This window comes from Spirulina sp. CS-785/01 (assembly GCF_028330525.1).
Classification (GTDB): domain Bacteria; phylum Cyanobacteriota; class Cyanobacteriia; order Cyanobacteriales; family Spirulinaceae; genus JAQMSD01.
The window spans coordinates 1-19,262 of sequence record NZ_JAQMSD010000034.1; the positions used below are offsets into that span (position 1 = coordinate 1).

General features: G+C 45.0%; 16 protein-coding genes and 1 pseudogene. 14 read left to right on the plus strand and 3 right to left on the minus strand.

Annotated features, from left to right (window positions below; all coding sequences use genetic code 11):
- Window positions 1-133: 133 nt before the first annotated feature.
- The 10 genes and pseudogenes from PN462_RS01415 (at window position 134) to PN462_RS01455 (ending at window position 11,167) form a co-directional block, all read left to right on the plus strand.
- Window positions 134-1,264, plus strand: coding sequence for a glycosyltransferase (locus PN462_RS01415; RefSeq protein ID WP_272126078.1), 1,131 nt, complete (start codon window positions 134-136; stop codon window positions 1,262-1,264).
- A 117-nt stretch (window positions 1,265-1,381) separates the two neighbouring features.
- On the plus strand, window positions 1,382-2,113 hold the full coding sequence (locus tag PN462_RS01420) for a sugar transferase (RefSeq protein ID WP_272126079.1): 732 nt from the start codon (window positions 1,382-1,384) through the stop codon (window positions 2,111-2,113).
- A 238-nt stretch (window positions 2,114-2,351) separates the two neighbouring features.
- A pseudogene (locus tag PN462_RS23335) lies at window positions 2,352-2,963 on the plus strand (GDP-mannose 4,6-dehydratase); the annotation flags it as partial.
- A 144-nt stretch (window positions 2,964-3,107) separates the two neighbouring features.
- The gene (locus tag PN462_RS23340) at window positions 3,108-4,490 is read left to right on the plus strand and encodes a GDP-mannose 4,6-dehydratase (protein WP_443029033.1); all 1,383 of its coding nucleotides are present in this window, start codon (window positions 3,108-3,110) and stop codon (window positions 4,488-4,490) included.
- Window positions 4,491-4,534: 44 nt separating this feature from the next.
- Window positions 4,535-5,479, plus strand: a complete 945-nt coding sequence (locus tag PN462_RS01430) for a GDP-L-fucose synthase family protein (RefSeq protein ID WP_272126081.1) — start codon at window positions 4,535-4,537, stop codon at window positions 5,477-5,479.
- Between the two features lie 167 nt (window positions 5,480-5,646).
- Window positions 5,647-6,786: a tetratricopeptide repeat protein gene (locus PN462_RS01435; protein WP_272126082.1), complete on the plus strand. Its 1,140-nt coding sequence runs from the start codon at window positions 5,647-5,649 to the stop codon at window positions 6,784-6,786.
- Window positions 6,787-6,842: 56 nt separating this feature from the next.
- Window positions 6,843-8,453 carry a pentapeptide repeat-containing protein gene (locus PN462_RS01440; RefSeq protein WP_272126083.1) on the plus strand — a complete coding sequence of 537 codons (1,611 nt, stop codon included), beginning with the start codon at window positions 6,843-6,845 and terminating at the stop codon, window positions 8,451-8,453.
- 123 nt (window positions 8,454-8,576) lie between these two features.
- Entirely contained in the window at window positions 8,577-9,161 is a 585-nt protein-coding gene (locus PN462_RS01445) for a hypothetical protein (RefSeq protein WP_272126084.1), read from the plus strand.
- Window positions 9,162-9,265: 104 nt separating this feature from the next.
- A complete protein-coding gene (locus tag PN462_RS01450) occupies window positions 9,266-10,558 on the plus strand; it encodes an AAA family ATPase (RefSeq protein ID WP_272126085.1) in 1,293 nt (430 codons plus the stop codon).
- A gap of 12 nt (window positions 10,559-10,570) precedes the next feature.
- The gene (locus tag PN462_RS01455) at window positions 10,571-11,167 is read left to right on the plus strand and encodes an RloB family protein (RefSeq protein ID WP_272126086.1); all 597 of its coding nucleotides are present in this window, start codon (window positions 10,571-10,573) and stop codon (window positions 11,165-11,167) included.
- A gap of 38 nt (window positions 11,168-11,205) precedes the next feature.
- Here PN462_RS01455 and PN462_RS01460 read toward each other — a convergent pair whose 3' ends face one another.
- Window positions 11,206-12,552, minus strand: coding sequence for a UDP-N-acetylmuramoyl-tripeptide--D-alanyl-D-alanine ligase (locus tag PN462_RS01460; protein WP_272126087.1), 1,347 nt, complete (start codon window positions 12,550-12,552; stop codon window positions 11,206-11,208).
- Window positions 12,553-12,858: 306 nt separating this feature from the next.
- Here PN462_RS01460 and PN462_RS01465 point away from each other — a divergent pair, with 306 nt between their 5' ends.
- The gene (locus PN462_RS01465) at window positions 12,859-14,160 is read left to right on the plus strand and encodes a hypothetical protein (protein ID WP_272126088.1); all 1,302 of its coding nucleotides are present in this window, start codon (window positions 12,859-12,861) and stop codon (window positions 14,158-14,160) included.
- Window positions 14,161-14,330: 170 nt separating this feature from the next.
- On the opposite strand, the gene cofG is transcribed toward PN462_RS01465, so the two are convergent.
- Window positions 14,331-15,269 carry a 7,8-didemethyl-8-hydroxy-5-deazariboflavin synthase subunit CofG gene (gene cofG, locus PN462_RS01470; protein ID WP_272126089.1) on the minus strand — a complete coding sequence of 313 codons (939 nt, stop codon included), beginning with the start codon at window positions 15,267-15,269 and terminating at the stop codon, window positions 14,331-14,333.
- A gap of 49 nt (window positions 15,270-15,318) precedes the next feature.
- On the opposite strand from cofG, the gene PN462_RS01475 reads away from it, so the two are divergent.
- The gene (locus PN462_RS01475; RefSeq protein ID WP_272126091.1) at window positions 15,319-16,218 is read left to right on the plus strand and encodes an FkbM family methyltransferase; all 900 of its coding nucleotides are present in this window, start codon (window positions 15,319-15,321) and stop codon (window positions 16,216-16,218) included.
- A gap of 132 nt (window positions 16,219-16,350) precedes the next feature.
- Here PN462_RS01475 and PN462_RS01480 read toward each other — a convergent pair whose 3' ends face one another.
- Window positions 16,351-17,451, minus strand: coding sequence for a hypothetical protein (locus PN462_RS01480; protein ID WP_272126093.1), 1,101 nt, complete (start codon window positions 17,449-17,451; stop codon window positions 16,351-16,353).
- Between the two features lie 325 nt (window positions 17,452-17,776).
- On the opposite strand from PN462_RS01480, the gene PN462_RS01485 reads away from it, so the two are divergent.
- Together PN462_RS01485 and PN462_RS23345 are read left to right on the plus strand one after the other, a co-directional pair.
- On the plus strand, window positions 17,777-18,727 hold the full coding sequence (locus PN462_RS01485; RefSeq protein WP_272126095.1) for a DUF1517 domain-containing protein: 951 nt from the start codon (window positions 17,777-17,779) through the stop codon (window positions 18,725-18,727).
- A 162-nt stretch (window positions 18,728-18,889) separates the two neighbouring features.
- On the plus strand, window positions 18,890-19,126 hold the full coding sequence (locus PN462_RS23345; RefSeq protein ID WP_443029032.1) for an AAA family ATPase: 237 nt from the start codon (window positions 18,890-18,892) through the stop codon (window positions 19,124-19,126).
- Window positions 19,127-19,262 lie beyond the last annotated feature (136 nt).

The following is a 19,262-nucleotide window of genomic DNA, read 5'->3' on the forward strand; positions in this document are numbered from 1 at the left end:
GAGATGGGGGAGATGGGGGAGATGGGGGAGATAGGGGAGAACAAAGAACCCACTATTCCCTGTTCCCTATTCCCTGTTCCCTATTCCCTTTTCCCTTGTTCACAACAACCAACAAAAAACAAAAAACAAAAAAATGAAAACGGCCTTAGTCCATGAATGGCTTACCCCAGAAGCGACAGGGGGTTCAGAATTAGTGGTGCGGGAGATACTAGAATGTATTGAGGCCGATTTATATGCTTTGATTGACTTTGAATCGGTGAACCCAGACAGCTATCTCTACCAACGTCAGATCGGCACTACCTTTTTACAACACTTTCCCCAGGCCAAAAACGGGGTGCAAAAATATTTACCCTTACTTCCTCTCGCCATTGAACAACTCAACCTAGAGGAATATGATTTAATTTTATCCTCCTCCCATGCCGTCGCCAAAGGAGTCTTAACCCGACCGCACCAACTCCATATTTGCTATTGCCACACCCCCATGCGCTATGCTTGGGACTTGACCTTCGACTATATCCAGAATAGTCGCTTAGGCAAAGGCATCATCGGCGCATTCACCCGCCTCATTCTCCACTATATGCGCCTGTGGGATACCTTATCCGCCAATCGAGTGGATTACTTTATCGCCAACTCAAAACATATTGCACGACGCATCTGGCGGTGTTATCGTCGGCCTGCTGAAGTTATTTATCCCCCCGTCAATATTGACCGTTTTAGCCTCGAAACGCAGAAAGAGGACTTTTATCTCATTGTCTCTCGTTTAGTGAGCTATAAGCGCGTTTCTCTGGTAGTAGAAGCCTTTAATCAACTGGGGTTGCCTCTGGTGGTCATTGGCAGTGGGCCAGAATTGCCCTATCTTCAAAAATTAGCCCGTCCGAACATTCAGGTGTTAGGAATGCAATCTGATGGGGTAGTTGAAGATTATATGAAACGTGCCAAAGCCTTTGTTTATGCGGCCTGTGAAGATTTTGGCATCGCCCCCGTAGAGGCCCAAGCCTGTGGAACGCCCGTTATTGCCTATGGGGCTGGGGGAACATTAGAGACAGTGAGAGATGTCCGTCAGTTCCCCGAAACGGCTACAGGGGTTTGGTTTTCTCCCCAAACCCCAACGGGGTTACAAGAAGCGGTAGAAGCCTTTGAACGGGACTTACAGGGCAAAATCCGGCCTGAACAGTGTTATGAGAATGCGAGGCAATTTTCTCCCACTCTTTTTCAACAGCGTTATCAAAAATTTATCAAACAGTGTTGTAATGATTGGCAGTAGGGAACATTTCCCTCTACAGTAGATTCGTTTGTCCCATAAGTCTTAGTTGGGTTGGATCATTCCATTCGGCTATTGTATGGTGCATTCAAGTATTGTGGTGTGAAGAGAAGGAGTAAAATGACTGCCGAAAGTCCCTTGAGTTCTGTCCGGTTTCGCACCGACTTCAGAACGAAACCAAACCCCACCCTAGTCCCCCGACACCGATCAAGCTATGCCCTCGTCCGAAAACTGAATAGTGCGACGTTTAAACGCTTGTTTGATATTGTCTTTTCCCTGATGGTGCTAACATTGGGGTCTCCCGTTTATCTCATCCTAGCCTTGTTAATTGCGATCGCCTCTCCCGGCCCCGTCTTCTACGTCCAACAGCGAATCGGCAAAAATTATCAACCGTTTTACTGTATTAAATTTCGCACCATGGTCAAAGATGCCGATCGCATTTTAGGGGAGATGATGGCCACCTCGCCCCACCTCCATCAGGAATTTCAAAAAAACTACAAACTCAAGCAAGACCCCCGAATTACCCCAGTCGGCAAATTCCTCCGTCTCACCAGTCTCGATGAACTTCCCCAATTTTGGAATGTCCTCAAAGGAGACATGAGTGTTGTGGGCCCCCGACCTTTGGTTAAAGCAGAGCTTCCGTTTTACGGACGCTACATGGCCAAGGTGTTACAAGTGAAACCTGGCATTACCGGACTTTGGCAGGTCTCTGGACGGAACGATATCCCCTATCCCCGTCGCATCAAAATGGATGTTTACTATGCCAACTCCCGGACAGTGATTTTAGACCTGTTCATTATTATTAAAACCATTGGTGTGATGCTATTTCCGCGCAACAATGGGGCGTACTAACATCTCCTAGAAACAGAGGAGAGAGGAAAACCACCAATAATCCCTGAAAAGGCAGGGTTGGGGATTCCTTCTTCTCTCACCTCAATCATGGCTCAATTCCGGCTAGATGTCTTTGGAATAGAAGATTCCACACAAAGAATTTTTGCGGGTTATGCTAGAAGGTTAGCAGAGGGTAAATTTGATTTACCCTCTTTAAATTTGGATTGCCCCGTTTGTTGGAATATAGGAATTACCAAGCATGAGCGAAACCAAACGCGCTTTAATTACCGGAATTACAGGTCAAGATGGGTCATACCTCAGTGAACTGCTCTTAGAAAAAGGCTACGAAGTTCATGGAATTATTCGGCGAACCTCGACCTTTAATACAGACCGCATCGACCATATGTATATTGACCCCCACAGTCCCGAAGCCCGCTTATTTCTGCATTATGGTGATCTAACAGACGGGACAACCCTACGACGCATTCTCGAAGAAATTAAGCCCAACGAAATTTATAATTTAGGGGCCCAGTCTCACGTCCGGGTGAGTTTTGATTCTCCCGAATATACTGTGGATACGGTGGCCATGGGAACGCTACGTCTCCTAGAAGCTATCCGCGACTATCAACACCGGACAGGGATTCAAGTGCGCTTTTATCAAGCAGGGTCTTCGGAAATGTTCGGGAAGGTTCAAGAAGTCCCCCAAAGTGAAGATACTCCCTTTTACCCCCGTAGTCCCTATTCCTGCGCGAAGGTCTATTCCCACTGGCAAACCATTAATTATCGGGAGTCCTACGACTTATTTGCCTGTAATGGCATTTTGTTCAACCATGAATGTGTCACCGGAGAAACCCCCGTCATTATCCGTAAAGATGGCCTCATTGACATTCTGCCCATAGAAGATATTGTCCCGCACCGCACGAACGGCAGTCACGGTCATCGCTACACCACTGACTTACTCCCCGAAGACCGTTTTGAGGTTTGGGATGCCCAAGGATGGACGGAAGTCACCTGTATGACGGCCACTTGGAATGGGGCAAAACGAAAAGCCAATAAGCAAGTCCATCGCATCGCTGCTCGGGGGGCAGTGTACCACGCCACCAGCGATCATGTGGTCTTTACCCAACAGACGGAGCAAGTAGTGGAAACACCCGCCGGAGAAGTGCAAGTGGGGGATCATTTGGCTTTAATTGATGTTCCTTCCTCTCCCGAACAAATCGACTTGACAGAAACGGAAGCTTGGTTACTGGGGGTTTTGGCCGCAGAAGGTTATGTCAACGAGGAGGGACGCATTCAAGTCACCAATCAAGATATTGCCTTACTAGACCGAGTGGCCAACAGTTGGCGAAAAGTCACTGGGGGGAATAGTTCCCGTCGCCACACCCAAAGCGGTTTTACGGGTCAAAAAACCTTGACTCAACTCCAGTTAAATGGAAACCGGGCTTATGGCCGCTATATCTACGACTCACTTTATACTCGTTCCGGTTATAAGCGTATTCCGAAACGAGTGCTGAATGCCTTTGAACGAGAACATTTAGCGTTTTTAGAGGGGTTCAATGCGGGGGATGGGTTAAAAAGTACCCCTTGTACCTATGAATTCCAAGGGTTTCGGACAGCTTCCCCGGTTTTGGCGGCTGGCTTATACTGGTTGGCGGTGAAAACCCTAAAACAACGGGCAATTCTCTGCACTGAAGACCGTGAGGGACGGTTGTATTATCAAATTAATCTCAATTCACCGGAAACCCAAGGTGAAAAGGGACACCATTTGCGTCGTCCTCTGAGTGAGGTGGTAAAAGCACAACCGATTGACTATCAAAGTTGGTTGTTTGATCTGGCTACCACAAGCGGTACATTTCACGCAGGAGTCGGACAAGGTTGGATTCATAATTCCCCCCGTCGCGGTGAGACGTTTGTGACGCGGAAAATTACTCGGGCTGTGGCACGCATTGTTAAAGGGACTCAGAAAGAGCTTTATTTGGGCAATTTAGACTCAAAACGGGACTGGGGATATGCGAAGGACTATGTGAAGGCCATGTGGCTGATGTTGCAACAGGATACCCCCGATGATTATGTGATTGCTATGAATGAAACCCACTCGATTCGGGAGTTTTTGACGATTGCGTTTGATTATGTGGGACTGAATTGGGAGGATTTTGTTAAGTTTGATCCCCGCTATTTACGGCCTGCGGAGGTGGATTTATTGATTGGGGATTCGACCCGGGCCCGGGAAAAACTGGGTTGGCAACCTTCGGTCACTTTTGAGGAGTTGGTGAAACTCATGGTGGATGCGGATTTGGCGGGTTTGGGGTTAGATACTCCGGAAGGGACTCCTGCTTCGGAAAAGCTGAAAGAGGATATTGCTTATATCCGACAAAATATGACCATGACAATAGATTAAACTGGCAACAAGAGAGGAGTTCTAATCATTGAAGGGAAAAAGCCATGTTAGATTTAAGCGATAAGCGCATTGTAGTCACTGGGGGTGCGGGATTTCTGGGTAAACAAGTGGTGGAACAGTTAGTTGCTGCTGGGGCGAATCCGGAGAGGATTTTTATTCCGCGATCGCGCGATTATAATCTCTGTCACCTAGAAGCCTGTCAACAAGTCGCCGCTAACCAAGATATTATCATCCACTTAGCTGCCCATGTGGGAGGAATTGGCCTCAACCGAGAAAAACCCGCCGAGTTATTCTACGATAACCTGATGATGGGAGCGCAGTTGATTCATGCAGCCTATGAAGCAGGAGTGGAAAAATTGGTCTGTGTGGGGACAATTTGCGCTTATCCTAAATTTACCCCGGTTCCCTTCAAAGAAGATGACCTCTGGGAGGGCTATCCCGAAGAAACCAATGCCCCCTACGGGGTTGCGAAAAAAGCCCTTTTAGTGCAATTACAAGCCTATCGGCAACAATACGGCTTTAATGGGGTGTATCTACTCCCCGTTAATTTATACGGCCCTGAAGATAATTTTAATCCCAGTAGTTCCCATGTCATTCCGGCCTTAATTCGGAAGGTGTATGAAGCACAACAACGGGGCGATCGCGCAATTCATGCTTGGGGAGACGGCAGTCCTACCCGCGAATTTCTCTACTCCACAGACGCGGCCAGAGGCATTGTCATGGCCACTCAAAGTTATAATGACCCAGACCCTGTAAATTTAGGGACAAACGAAGAAATCCCGATTAAAACCCTCTTAGAATTAATTTGTGAAGTCATGGACTTTCAAGGAGAAGTCATCTGGGACACCGACAAACCCAACGGCCAACCCCGTCGTTGCCTAGACACCCAACGGGCTAAAGAACGGTTTGGTTTTGTCGCCCAAACAGAATTTAAACAAGGGCTACAAAACACTATTGAATGGTATAAAGAACACGCCGACAAGTTATAAACGGTGGTTAGGTTAGTTGTGGGTTTTGCGTTGTTGAAGAAACCGGGTTTCTATCCCCAACTGCAAGAATTACCAAAAAATCAACAAAGAAACCCGGTTTCTAATCCCTGTAATCTTATGAAACCACCCATTACCCATTACCCATTAGCCATTATCCATCACCCAAAATGAACAAAAATCCCATTCCAACCCTTTTTTTAGCCTTTCTCTTAGGGATGGGAACAACCAGCTTAACCGGGATTGTTCCCTCCCCTGTTGTAGCGCAAAACGCCTCCCGTAATAACGAACAACTGAATGACCTCCTACGACGGGGGCGAGACTTAGCCGACACGGGAAACTATCAACAAGCGATCGCCACCTACCAACAAGCCGCCACCCTCGACCGTCGTAACCCCAAAATTTACTCCGGCATCGGCTACCTCTACGCCGTCCAAGGCCGCTTCCAAGAAGCCGCCCAAGCCTATCGCAACGCCCTCTTTCTCGACCGGAACAACAGTTCCTTTTACTACGCCTACGCTCACTGTCTCGCCCAAATTGGCGACAACCGCAACGCCACCAACGCCTACCGTCACGCCATCCAACTCCAACCCAACCACATCGACAGTTATCTCGGCCTCGGTGTCGTCCTCATGCGCCAAGGGTATCACGATCGCGCCCTACAAGTTTATCAACGAGTCGTCAACCTCAACCCCCCCAATGGCGAAGTCTATGGCCTCATGGCCACCGCCCTCCTCGAACAAAATCAAACCCAGTCCGCCCTTGATCTCCTCCGACAAGCCACCCAACGCTATCCCAACAACAGTAAACTCTGGATGCAGTTAGGGATTTTTCTCCTAGGGCTAGAAGACAACGACCAAGAAGCCCTCAACGCCCTACAACGCTCCGCTAACCTCGATCCCCGTAACCCCTACGCCCAACTACAAATTGGCCGCATCCTCCGAGACAGAGGACAAAATCAAGCCGCAGACCGGATGTTTTATCGCGTTATCGCCCTCGATAACTCCGTCGAGGTGCAATTAGATATCGGGGATGAATTAATGGCGTTAGAAGCCTATTTACCCGCCATTGTAGCCTATCGTCGCGCCACCCAACTCGCCCCCGATAACCCCGATAGTTACTATAAACTCGGTTTTGCCCTCTCCGCCCGTCAACGGAAACGAGAAGCCACCCAAATGTGGGAGAAAGCCCTCCGCCTCTATCGCCAACAAGGAGACACCAACCGCATTCAAGAATTACAAGACCTTTTAGGATTCAATCAACCCCGTAGCCCGGACTTTGACAACTCTCAGTTTAATCCCTTCAATTGAAACTTGTTTAGCCTCTCCTCCGTCCTATTTCCCCTGTTTCTCCCCTTAACAAGTTGATGCGTTATTCTCTCCTTTCTGTTGCCTCTCTCCTACTCCTCTCAATTCCTCTAAACCCGGCTCAGGCAGCCAACCCAGAGGATATTACCCGTCTGCAAGAAACCAGAGAATGTCGTCGCTGTGACTTGAGTGAGGCCGACTTAACCGCCATGGACTTAGCAGGGGCTAATTTAGAATATGCGGACTTAGAAGAGGCTGATTTAAGTGGTGCAGACTTACGAGGGGCCAACTTGGCCGGGGCTAATTTAAAAGGCGCACATTTAATTTTTGCTAACTTAGAAGATGCCAACCTGCGAGGGGCTGATTTAAGACCCAGTAATGAAATCGAACAACCAGAAATTAACTTACTTGATGAAATAGATGAAATTGTAGAAACCATAGAAGCAGATGAAGACTTTATTGAAAATGTGCTAGATGAGTTAGAAGACGAAGACGAAGAAGACGAAGGCAACGAAGACGAAGACGAAGAAGACGAAGGCAAAGAAGACGAAGACGAAGAAGACGAAGGCAACGAAGACGAAGAAGACGAAGAAGACGAAGAAGACGAGGAACCCAAAACCACACAAGAAGCAATTGCCCGAACTTGTAACCGGAGTCTCCTCGAAACTAAAACCTCCCAATATGCAGGAGAAATCATCGGAAAAATAAGATTTCCCGACCCCATCGAAAACGAAGAAGAAGCCATAGAAATTGTTGTAAACTTAGATAGTGCTAACTTACGAGGAGCAGATTTATCCTTAGCCAAACTCGAAAAAGCAAGTTTAATTCGCGCTAATTTAAGCAAAGCCAACCTAGCCTTTACCCAACTCCCAGAAGCCAACCTACAACAAGCCAATCTGCAAAATAGTTTTCTAGGAGGAGCAAACTTAAACCGAGCAAACTTACAAGGAGCAGTCTTAAACTCCGCAGACTTAAACGGCGCAACTTTAAGCTATGCTAATTTAAGAAATGCTCGCCTAAACCGCACTAATTTAGACACCGCAAACTTACAACAAGCTGAATTTATAAACGCGATCAGTCGCCAATCTAACTTTGCTGGAGCAAGCATACAAAGTGCAGATTTTGCCAGAGCAAACTTACACGGTTCAAGTTTTATCAGAGCCAATTTACGTTGTGCCGAATTACAGGAAGCAAACTTAGATGAAGCGGGATTAAATCATGCCAACTTAACTTATACCATCCTTGAAAATGCTAACTTAACTAGAGCAAAATTAGGTGTTGCTAACCTAACCTATAGTAATTTACAAGGAGCAATATTAGAATCTGCCTATTTACAAGGAGCAACCTTAGTCAATAGTGACTTGAGTGGAGGAGATTTATCCTTAGCCGTTTTAAGAATGGCGAATTTAACCGATGTAACATTAGTAGGAGCAACCTTAGAAGAAGCAAACTTATCCCAAGCGACACTAAAAAACGCAAATCTTAGTTACAGTAACTTAACCCAAACTCAACTCATTGGTGCAAATTTACTCAATGCCAATTTAAGTAACGCTAACTTACAAGAAGCCGACTTTAGCCAAGGCTATTTATTAGGAGCAGATTTAACCAATGCAATTATCAGCGACACAATCTTTAAGGGAGCAGTCCGTTGGACAGACTTAGATTATTAACCGTTACTATAAGTTCGTAGTAAGCCCTGAAGGGCTTACAATAAATTAATTTAATACCAATAAAGCGAATTTCATATAATTATGAATTGCTAATTGCTAATTGCTAATTGTTACTTGTTAATTGTGAATACTCCCGGTCATTACATTGTTAATCTTGCCATATTAGGAGCAGCCCTTGCCCCAAAATCTACCGTCGCCATCACCCTCGGTGCAATTCTCCCTGATGTCCCCATTTTCGCCTTTTATTTTGTCGCCAAAGTCATCCAAAAACTACCCGAATCAGAAATTTGGTCAACCGCCTATTATCAACCCTTTTGGCAAACCATAATTTCTCTATCTCACTCCTTTCCCGTTGGGTTATTCGGTTTAGCCCTCTGTTGGTATGGGGGATGGAAATGGGGGAGCATTTTCTTCACCAGCATGATCCTTCATTCCTGCTTTGATATCCCCATCCATCACGACGATGCCCACCGTCATTTCTACCCCTTGAGTGACTACCGTTTTATTAGTCCAGTCTCCTACTGGGACCCCAAGCATCACGGAGCAATAATCGCCTTATTAGAGATCATCTTAGTCTGTTTAGTGACTCCCTTTGTCTGGACACTCTTAAAAACCCATTGGGCCAAAGCAATATTGCTCGTTTTAGATGGATTTTATGTCATTTTCTACGTGCGCTTTTATATCTTAGGAGGCAATTGGTTATTTTAGGGTTGTTAATCCCGGTATAGAGTATTGACGGTTGGGTCTGGAACACTTATGCTTAATGAGAGAAATCGTGAAAAAATCACGAATTTGTCTTCTAAGAGCCAATTATGCTGATTGAGTTTAGCGTCGCCAACTATCGCTCCTTCAAAAAACAAGTCACGTTGAGTCTTGTTGCAGCTAACCTCAAAGCTAAAGACTCCCAAATTGATGAAAATAATACATTTGTTGTCGATGAGGAGTTAACTCTTGTTAAAAGTGCGGCCATCTACGGTGCAAATGCTAGCGGTAAAAGCAATATTGTTACTGCGCTCAATTTTATGAAAGGTTTAATGGTCAATTCGTCACGGGAAGGCCAAAGTACAGATGCAATTAAGGTTGAACCATTTCGCCTCAGCACAGCAACCGAAAATGAACCCTCTTTTTTTGAATTAGTGTTTCGTCATGAGGGAATTATTTATCGCTACGGGTTTGAAGCAAAGCGCGATCGCATTATTTCCGAATGGCTTTACTATGTCCCCAATGTCCGTGAAACTCGCTTATTTGAGCGTAACTTAGATCACTTTAAAGTAGCCAAAAAATATCAGGCTTCTGGCTTACAAAAGTTTACTCGACCCAATGCGCTTTTTCTTTCCGTATCAGCACAATTCAACGTTCCTATTGCCGAAACCATCCTCAATTGGATTACAGAGCAATTAAAAATTACATCTGGATTAAATGATCAAGGCTTTGGAGGATATACAGTACATTGTCTTAATTCAAAACAAGATCATAATGCGATTATACAGTTAATTAAAAAGCTCGATATTGGTATTCATGATATTGAAGTTGATATTGTAGATATCGAAATTGACTCACTACCTAAAGCAATGCCAGATTCAATTAAAGAAATGCTTACTCAAGAAGATGGTTGGAAACAAGCATCAATTAAAACCAAACATCAGAAATTTAATAACAATAATAAACCGATTGAACTTAAACTAGAAGAATTTGACTTAGAAGAACAAGAATCAGAAGGAACACAAAAAATTTTTGCAATGGCGGGACCACTGATTAACACGCTAAAAGAAGGAAAAACACTAATCATAGATGAATTTGATGCACGCTTACATCCACTGATTAGTCAAAAAATTATTCAACTTTTTAATTCCCCTATAACTAATCCTAAAAACGCTCAAATTATTTTCACCACTCACGATACCAATTTACTCAGCAATCGACTATTTCGGCGCGATCAAATTTGGTTTATGGAAAAAGACCGTTACGGTGCAACAGATTTATATTCTCTTGCTGAATACAACATTAGAAATGACGCTACCTTTGAGCGAGATTATATCAAAGGTAAATATGGTGCAATTCCTTATTTTGGTGATTTTGAAACCTTGCTTAATACTGACAGATAATAATTAAATCTGATGGGGAAATCAAAATATAAACATCGTGGATATCATAAACGGAAAACCAATAATAGAGAACTTCGACAACGATTTTTAATTATTTGCGAAGGCGAAGAAACCGAGAAAAACTATTTTAGTAAATTTCGTGTCCCTAGTATTATTATTAAGATTAAAGGATGTGGCCGCAATCCGAGCCAACTCTTTAATGAAATTAACAACAATGATCCTCAAGACTATGATCAAGTTTGGCTAGTTTTTGATAGGGATAACTGGACTCCTCAAGATATTCAGAAGACCATTGCACAATGTAAAAAAAATCAATATCAAGTGGCTTATTCTAACCAATGCTTTGAACTTTGGTACGTTCTCCACTTTCAATTTCTCAATACGGCTCTGACTCGTCAAGACTATAGCAAGAAACTCGATAAATTGCTAGATCATCCCTATGCAAAAAATAGTGAATCAATTTATGATGAGTTACTCGATTTTCAAAAGACAGCCATAAAAAACGCTACACGACTTCTACAAAACTATAATCCTCCTAATCCTGTAAAAGATGATCCCTCTACCACAGTTCATCAACTCGTCCAAGAACTTAATAAATATGCTCACTAATCCATCAAGCAAGCATAAATCTTGAATAGTGATTTATTTTAATGATTAATTAACGCCTCAACTACTTGACTCAAACCCACCGAATTCGAGGCTTTACACAACAAACAATCCCCCGATCGCAATTCTAATTTCAACGCCTCAATCAACGCCTCTCGACTCCTAAAACAGTGACTCGTCACCCCCTTCGCTCCCTCCGCGATCGCCTCCACCTCCGGATCATCCACCAAAACCCATAACTCATCCAACTGCAACGCCTTCACCATCTCCCCCACCCGATAATGCAACTCCCAAGACTTCTCCCCCAACTCCTTCATCGTCCCCAACACCGCAATATGTCGCTGGGCGGGCGTATCCTTCAGCATCTCCAACGCCGCCACCATCGACTCATACCCCGCATTATAAGTCTCATCGAGCAATGTCACCTGATTCGGCAAACCATAACGCTTCGCCCGCCCTCCGGGTAACTCCACCGTAATCCCCCCTTTCAAAAGCGACCAATCCACCCCCAACAACTTCGCCACCGCCAAAGCCGCCAAATAATTGGACGCATTATGCCGCCCCGCCAACGGCAACGGAAATAGCTCATCCTCCACCTGCAACGTATAAGAATCCAGTAATCTCCCCCGTAAATCGCCCCCCTCCAATCCATAAGTGAAACAATTCCCCGACCAAACCCCTTGGGCCGTCTCCAGCAAACGCCGATTATCCCCATTCAGCAACGCAATACTCTCTGAAGGCATAGTCGCCAACAACTCACATTTCGCCTCCGCGATCGCCTCCTGGGACCCCAACAAACCAATATGTGCCGTCCCCACATTGGTAATTAAACCAATCGTCGGGCGAGCAATCTCCGTTAACTCAGCAATCTGGCCCCGCCCCCGCATCGCCATCTCCACCACTGCATAATCATGCTCTTTTGTCAAGCCCAATAACGTCTTAGGCACACCAATTTCATTATTGTAATTTTTCTGGGTTTTCAGCACCGTCCCCCGTGTCCCCAAAACCGCCGCAATGAGTTCCTTTGTAGTCGTTTTGCCCACCGACCCCGTTAACCCAATAACCGGAATCTCAAACTGGTCCCGCCACCAGCGTCCCAACCGTTGATAGGCTTGTAGCGTATCTTTCACCCGCAACAGAGGCACATGGGGCGCAGTGTCCACCATCACCGACTCCTGCACCACCAAAGCACCGGCTCCCTTATCCACCGCTTGAGGAATAAACTGGTGTCCATCAAAACTTTCCCCCCGCAAGGCCACAAATAAATCCCCCGCTTGGAGAGTACGAGTATCCGTCGAAACTCCCGTAATGGGAACATTTCCCGCTACAGAAGACCCTGGACTCTGGAGAATGTCCGGAAGTTGTGACAGTTGGAGTGGTAAAGACATAACGATGAACCCACAAACTGGGCATTATCGGGCAAAACAGTGTATTAATCCAGACCCCGCGAACAGGTGGAACAGTTTTCGGTAGATTTGCCGAATCCTTTACTTTTGAGGTCAAGGTATCATGGAGATATAGTAAGGGATTTCAATTGGACTTGCTCAGAAAATCTCTAACATTCTGACAGTCTGTGTGCGTGCATCTACTCTACGATTGGGGATAATCTAAGGATTCCTAAGATAATAAACCCTAACTATTTTTTTATGCTGTTTACAGCCCAATTTCTATGGGATTAGGAGGGCTGAAGAAGCGTGACTACGTTGATAGACTCTAATTTACGACAGACTCGCCAAGAAGAACAGACGCTGTACGACCATTTGCTGTACTGCGTGCAAACGGAAACGCCGGAAGAATTAATCGACCGTTTTCGACGGTTGTTTATTGGGGGACGAGACTACAAACCCCTAGAAGTCCGGGAATCTCTGGAAAAAATTGCTTGTATTAAGGACATTGAAGATGAATTCAATTTAATTCTCAATCGGTGTTGTCATATTTTGATCAATCGCTGGCAGTTGCAACCCAATACCCGGTGGGCCATTCCAGAGTTAGTGGCCTTGTTTGATGATGTGCCACCTCTAGGGACATTAAAAGCACGGGGAGCGAGACGGTTACGCCAGTTGGTGCGGGATTTCCGGGAGACGGAGCAGTTTTTGACGCTGCAACGGTTGGCGCGAATTATGCAAAATACCATTGAGGAGAAGGGAAAGTTACGGCCTCGCACCTCGGAAAGTGATTCTAATTTAGTGGGGACGTTGATTAATCGTTATCCCTATTTGTATGAGCATTGTTTGTTGAGTCAAGATAGCAGTTATGAGCATCAGCAAACGGTTCGTCATATTCGGGATCAGTTGCAACAGCAGTTTGAGTTAGATTTGTCTCAGTATGTGATGTATCAGGTGCGCACAGCACAGCAGAAGAAGTTAATTAAGCCGAAGAAAAAGCGAATTATTCAACCCGTGACCAATCCGACGTTATTAAGCGATCGCGAGTTAGGATTCGCCCTCCGTCAGTTTATAGGGAAAACCCAAGGAAAATACACCCATCGAGAGTCGGCAAAGTTGTTTCTCTCCCGCAGTCTCAAGGCTTCCAGTTACCGCCATTTCAAGGATGATCTGTATGAGTATTTAATCACCTCGATTGACTCTAAATACGGGAATCAAAAATTTAATCAAAAGTTGTATGATTATTTAAAAAACACCCTGCCTCGGTATGATGGCTACAAACCCAACAATACACTTATTCTGAGAACTTCAAGCCATTTACTAAACTATTTAGTAGTGGAAAGTTATCAAAGACCCAATCACTATATTTTTGTAGATTTAGTGACCAATTTGGGGGCAACGAAGACCATTGTTTTATTATTGAAAATTACGCTCCTTTGCCAACAAGTGAAACCCCATTTAGAGAAGCGTTTTTCAATTTTGTTCAATCATTATGAGTCTTCGACTGAGGATGGAGTCCCTTGGTTAGTGAAATCTATGGAAAATATGCACATTGCCTTGAGTGTACATTTTGGTGCTGTGGATTTATCTTATCTTAATCAGTTGCTTTAGGGTACAAAGAATATTTCTAGTTAGTGACAGACTCAGAATTTTTGATTTTTAGCTGATTGATTGAACTCATTTTTCTTGTCCTTCAACAAAAGAGCCGCGGGACTCCCCCACCTCACGAAGTAGGTGGGGGTCATTGAACTGTGTTACGTTAAGCAGTGCCGAATGTAGGTTCAAACTGTTCCCACCACTTCCTGTAACTGAGGGGGTAAACGGGTTAAATACTGGGGATAGACTGGTAAACGGGGAGTGAGGTCCCACCCCGCAGGATGGAGGATTTTGGCCAAGGAGGAGGGGGTGGGGTGGGGATAGTCGGGGTTCACTTCATCTTTGGGACTCAACCCCCCTAAATCTCTTGCTCCTGCGTCTAGACAAGCGAGTAAGAACGATTCATCCTTGAGTAAATTGGGGGGAATTTGAATCGTAATGGTGTCGGGTAAAATTTTTCGGGCCCATGGAATCACTTGTAATAAGGTTTCGGGGGAGAAGGCCCCATGGGGGAAATTTTGTTGTGATCCTGGACTGTGGGGTTGGAGGATGACTTCTTGAATATGGCCGTAGGTGTGTTGGAGTTGCGCGATCGCACGTAAACTATCCCCCCAATCCTCCTCCGTTTCCCCAATCCCCAACAACAACCCCGTTGTAAAGGGAATTTGCAATACTCCAGCCCATTCTAGCTGTTCTAACCGCACTTGGGGAATCTTACTCGGTGCATGACGATGGACGGTTTCCAACAAACGAGGGGTGAGTTGTTCTAACATCAACCCCATCGACACATTTACCTCTTTTAACTGTTCCATCTCCGCAAACGAGAGAATCCCCGCATTAGTATGGGGGAGAAACCCCAGAGAGAGTGCTAACTCTGCTAACTGATAGAGATGCTGAAACCAAGCATTTCTGCGAGGACTTTTAGGGTGGACTTCCCCACTCAGCAACAAAATTTCCATCACTCCTGTATCTTGGAGAGAACGCAACCTGTCCTCAGCATCCGTCAGAGACAACCAAGCATCCTCACCCGGATCAGTGCGAAAATTGCAATATTCACAGCGATTAAAACATTCATAGGTCGGAACAAGGGTATAAGCTGGACTATAGGTGATAACTCTCGACATAGCAGTAATCAGTAAACAGTAATCAGTAATCAGTAACCAGTGAAATTTTATGTCCCTCGTTAACTATCTCACTCGTCCCGAATATATCTTACAACCCAAACAAATTTATTATCGTTTCCGTCGGCCTCCGAGTCATCCGGTTGATAGCTTCCAAACCATCGACTTACCCTGGGGAGTTCCCTTACAAATTCGCCCCAATCCTGATGATAAAGTTGAATGGTCACTCTGGATTATGGGAATCTATGATTTAGCCTTGAGTGAGTCCCTTTGGCGGTTATTGGACGAGGGAGAGACGGTTTTTGATATTGGGGCGAATATTGGCTATATTACCAGTTTATGTGCGGCAAAAGTAGGGAAAACTGGGCAAGTTATCGCTTTTGAACCCTGTCCAGACATTTATAAAGAATTATTCTCTAATGTGCAGACTTGGCAAACCTTAAAAAATTGGACACAAATTGAGTTAAAAACGGTAGCTTTAACTAATAAAACGGGGACGGGTTGGTTAAGACTCCCTATCTATAATCGCGGAGAAGCGGCCTTAATTGATGACGCAACAGATAAAGGTGAAGAAACGTTAAAAGTTTATGAGGTTCAATTGACAAGATTAGATGATTTATGGGACAATAAAATAGATCTCTTAAAAATTGATATTGAAGGTCACGAATTAGCCGCATTGCAAGGGGCAAAGCAATTAATTCAAGAGCAAAAAATTCGAGATATTTTCTTTGAAGCGCATCACGGTTACGCAGAGTCAATTATTGAGTTTTTAGCGGCTGCCAATTATACAGTGTTCCGCTTATGGAAAGGTTTTTGGAAACCAATTCTTTATCCTGCCCATTATCCCGAAATTCACCCTTGGGAACCGCCAAATTATTTAGCCACCACGCAACCACAGCGCGTCCAGCAGCGTTTACAGAAGCGGGGTTGGCAGGTGTTACGGTTGAAGTAGTTAGCGTCAGCATTCAGGGGGTTGTGTTTCATTGCCAACCGCTTTAATGCCAATTATTCTAAAGGCCATCTTTAATATTCATGGACAGATGGCCAGTCCCCGTTTGCACCAATAGAAGCATTAAAACAACACTCAATTATGATCTAAATGTTTGCCACAATGGCCAATAATAATTTTGCCTTCCTCTGGCTTCCATTCAAAGTGAATTCTGAGCGTATCAGCTAGACTATTTCTTGTGCCAATTTTAAGGTGTTTCATCATTTCTATGGGTTCACCTTGATAATAAAAGGTTCTTAACTGCTTGGCTCTTTGATTCCTTTCAACGGTGTCCGACTCCCTTGCAGCATAAGAATGATTCGTAAATACTTTTCTCGCTTGGGCATCTCCTTGCCCTTCATAACACCGTTCCCAATACTCATTAGCTAGAGTCCAAAGTAAATCAAATGCTCCGTTTTTATTCTTAAAAATAGCTGATTCTCTAGCGGATTTCCAAGCACTTTCTAAAACAACAATTCTATCTGGAAATAATTGGCTAATAATCAACAACGATTCTTCTAGAGTTGGTAATTTTCTATTGATAGCTTTGATCAATAATTGCTGTAATTCTGTCCTTGGCTCGGCTTCACTATTATTGGCTTTTCCGAATTGATATTGCAAAGAATTGAGTTTCGCTGTTAATTCCCATTTATTTGCTTGGAGTCTGTCGTGCCGAGCTTTGAGTCGGTTGAGTTCATTTTGGAGTTGCAGTTTTTGAGATTCTAGAGTTCTATTAAGTTTCTTTAATTCTTGGAAATTCGCTGAATTTGCACTATCTGCTTCATCCGCTTGTAGTTTTTCTTCTAACTCTGCTATAAGTTGATCTTCAAGTTGTGCTTTTTCTTGTAATTGTGTTTCTAGTTCCTTTTGTTCTTCCTGTAAATTATCGTAGGCTTCTTGTAGTTCTGTAAACTGCGTTGCAAGAGAATCATACGAGGATTGAGACTGCTGTTGTTGCTGGTCGAGTTGTCCTGTTAAGGAAGCGATCGCCTCCTCCTTTTCTTGCGCCAAACTACCCTTGTCACGCTGCTTAATCTGGCTTTCCCAGAGTTGCCAGAGAGAAACCCCAGTGGCAAAACCCATCAAAACAACCACCATCCAGAGATTAATTTGAGCAAGAGCAACCGTTCCTAAAGAAACTCCAAAAACGAGGAGTAAGAACCGTAAAACAGAACGACCAATCTGAAAACGCTTCATGAGTCAGGGATCACATTCAAGACAGGACTTTCCCTCCAAACTGGGAAATATAAATTATATTGTATCTATTTCCTGATTTTGTCCAGTCTGGGGGAGACGGTGAAAGAGCGATCGCCCACCTCCTCCCCGTCACCCCCCAATCCCCCAAACATCGCGCAGAGTACGGTTTTCCGAACCCCCCTTCTCCCTCTCTCCTCCCCGCTAATGTAGCAAATCGCGTTAGATTAATAAATGTAACAGCCAAGACGGTACAGACTCCAATAAACCTAAACTGAGTAACTCATAGGAGTCTTTATATGAAACCTTCGTTTGATTGATAAAACCCATGGGTCAAAAAATTCTTCTTAAACTAAAACCCTTTATAAAAGCACTATTCTTGTGTGTTTTAGTCCTCGTCCTCACCCTTGCACCGAGTCAAGATGCCTTAGCCCGTCGGGGAGGAGGACGCATTGGTGGCGGCTCATTCCGCGCCCCTCGGACTTACTCTCCCCCCCGTGGTGGGGCCCCTAGAGGAGGCACTCGCGGACCCGGAGGAGGGATTGGCTTTCCTTTCTTATTCCCCTTCTTTGGGATTGGTGGCGGATTTGGTGGCCTGTTTACCATTATTCTTGTGATTGCGATCGCCAACTTCCTGATCAACGCCTTCCGGAATAGTGGCATCGGAGAAGACGACGGCACACCCCGACGTAGCAACAAAGTCTCCGTCGCCAAAGTCCAAGTCGGCCTCCTCGCCGAAGCGCGAGAACTACAAAAAGAGTTAACCCAACTGGGACGCACCGCCGACACCGGAACCGCCTCCGGACGGAGTAAAGTCTTACAAGAAGCCAGTTTAGCCCTGCTGCGTAACCCGCAATATTGGGTCTATGGGGCAGCAGAAAACCAACAAGCCGCCTTAGAATCCGCAGAAGCGCGTTTTAATCAACTGGCCTTAGAAGAACGGAGTAAATTTAGTTCGGAAACCCTGTCTAACGTGGACAGTCAAATCGAGCAATCTAAATCCGACAGTCTCCCCACCTCCGAACTCTCCGTCCAAGAACAAATGGAGCAGGATACGCGCCAATATATCATTGTCACCCTCTTAGTGGGAGCAGAAGGGAAAATCGAACTCCCCTCGATTAATAGTTCCGATGACTTAAAACAAGCCTTACAAACCATTGCCGGACTAGGCAGCGATCGCTTGTTAGCCTTAGAACTCCTCTGGAGTCCCCAAGCCGAAAACGAAACCCTCACCAGCGATGATATTTTCGCCGAATATCCCCATCTCAAACTGGTTTAGGGGGAATCCCTCGTTTTCTCGCTCCCACGTCTTCACGCCCCACACAGGGCAAACATAGCAGTCATTCATCAGATCAGCCTTGGGTTCAACCCCAAGGCTGCTCACTTAAACCCGTTCAAAATGGGTTGTTCGATTATCCCTAACTATGAAGAGAAAGAACGGATGAATAGTCCATTAACAACCATTACTACCCAAAATTACCGATGTTTAGCCGCCTTATCGGTACACACTCAACCCCTTAATGTTCTCTTTGGCCCCAATGGAGTCGGAAAATCCACCTTTTTAGATACCCTTTGGTTTTTAAGAGATTGTGCAATTCGAGGCGTTGAATCTGCTTCATCAGATCGAGATCATGGTATTGGCCTGCTTTGGAAGCCGAAGAACAAGCAAAGATTGTGACATACTCCCACGCTCAATCGGAGATTAGAGCGTGGGCTTCTCCATCCCTTGAACGAGACTTCGCGTTTTTGAGTGAGGCGATGCCCAACCCCACTTTTTTAATCAAAATACCTGAACACAGATCTCTTGGCATAGA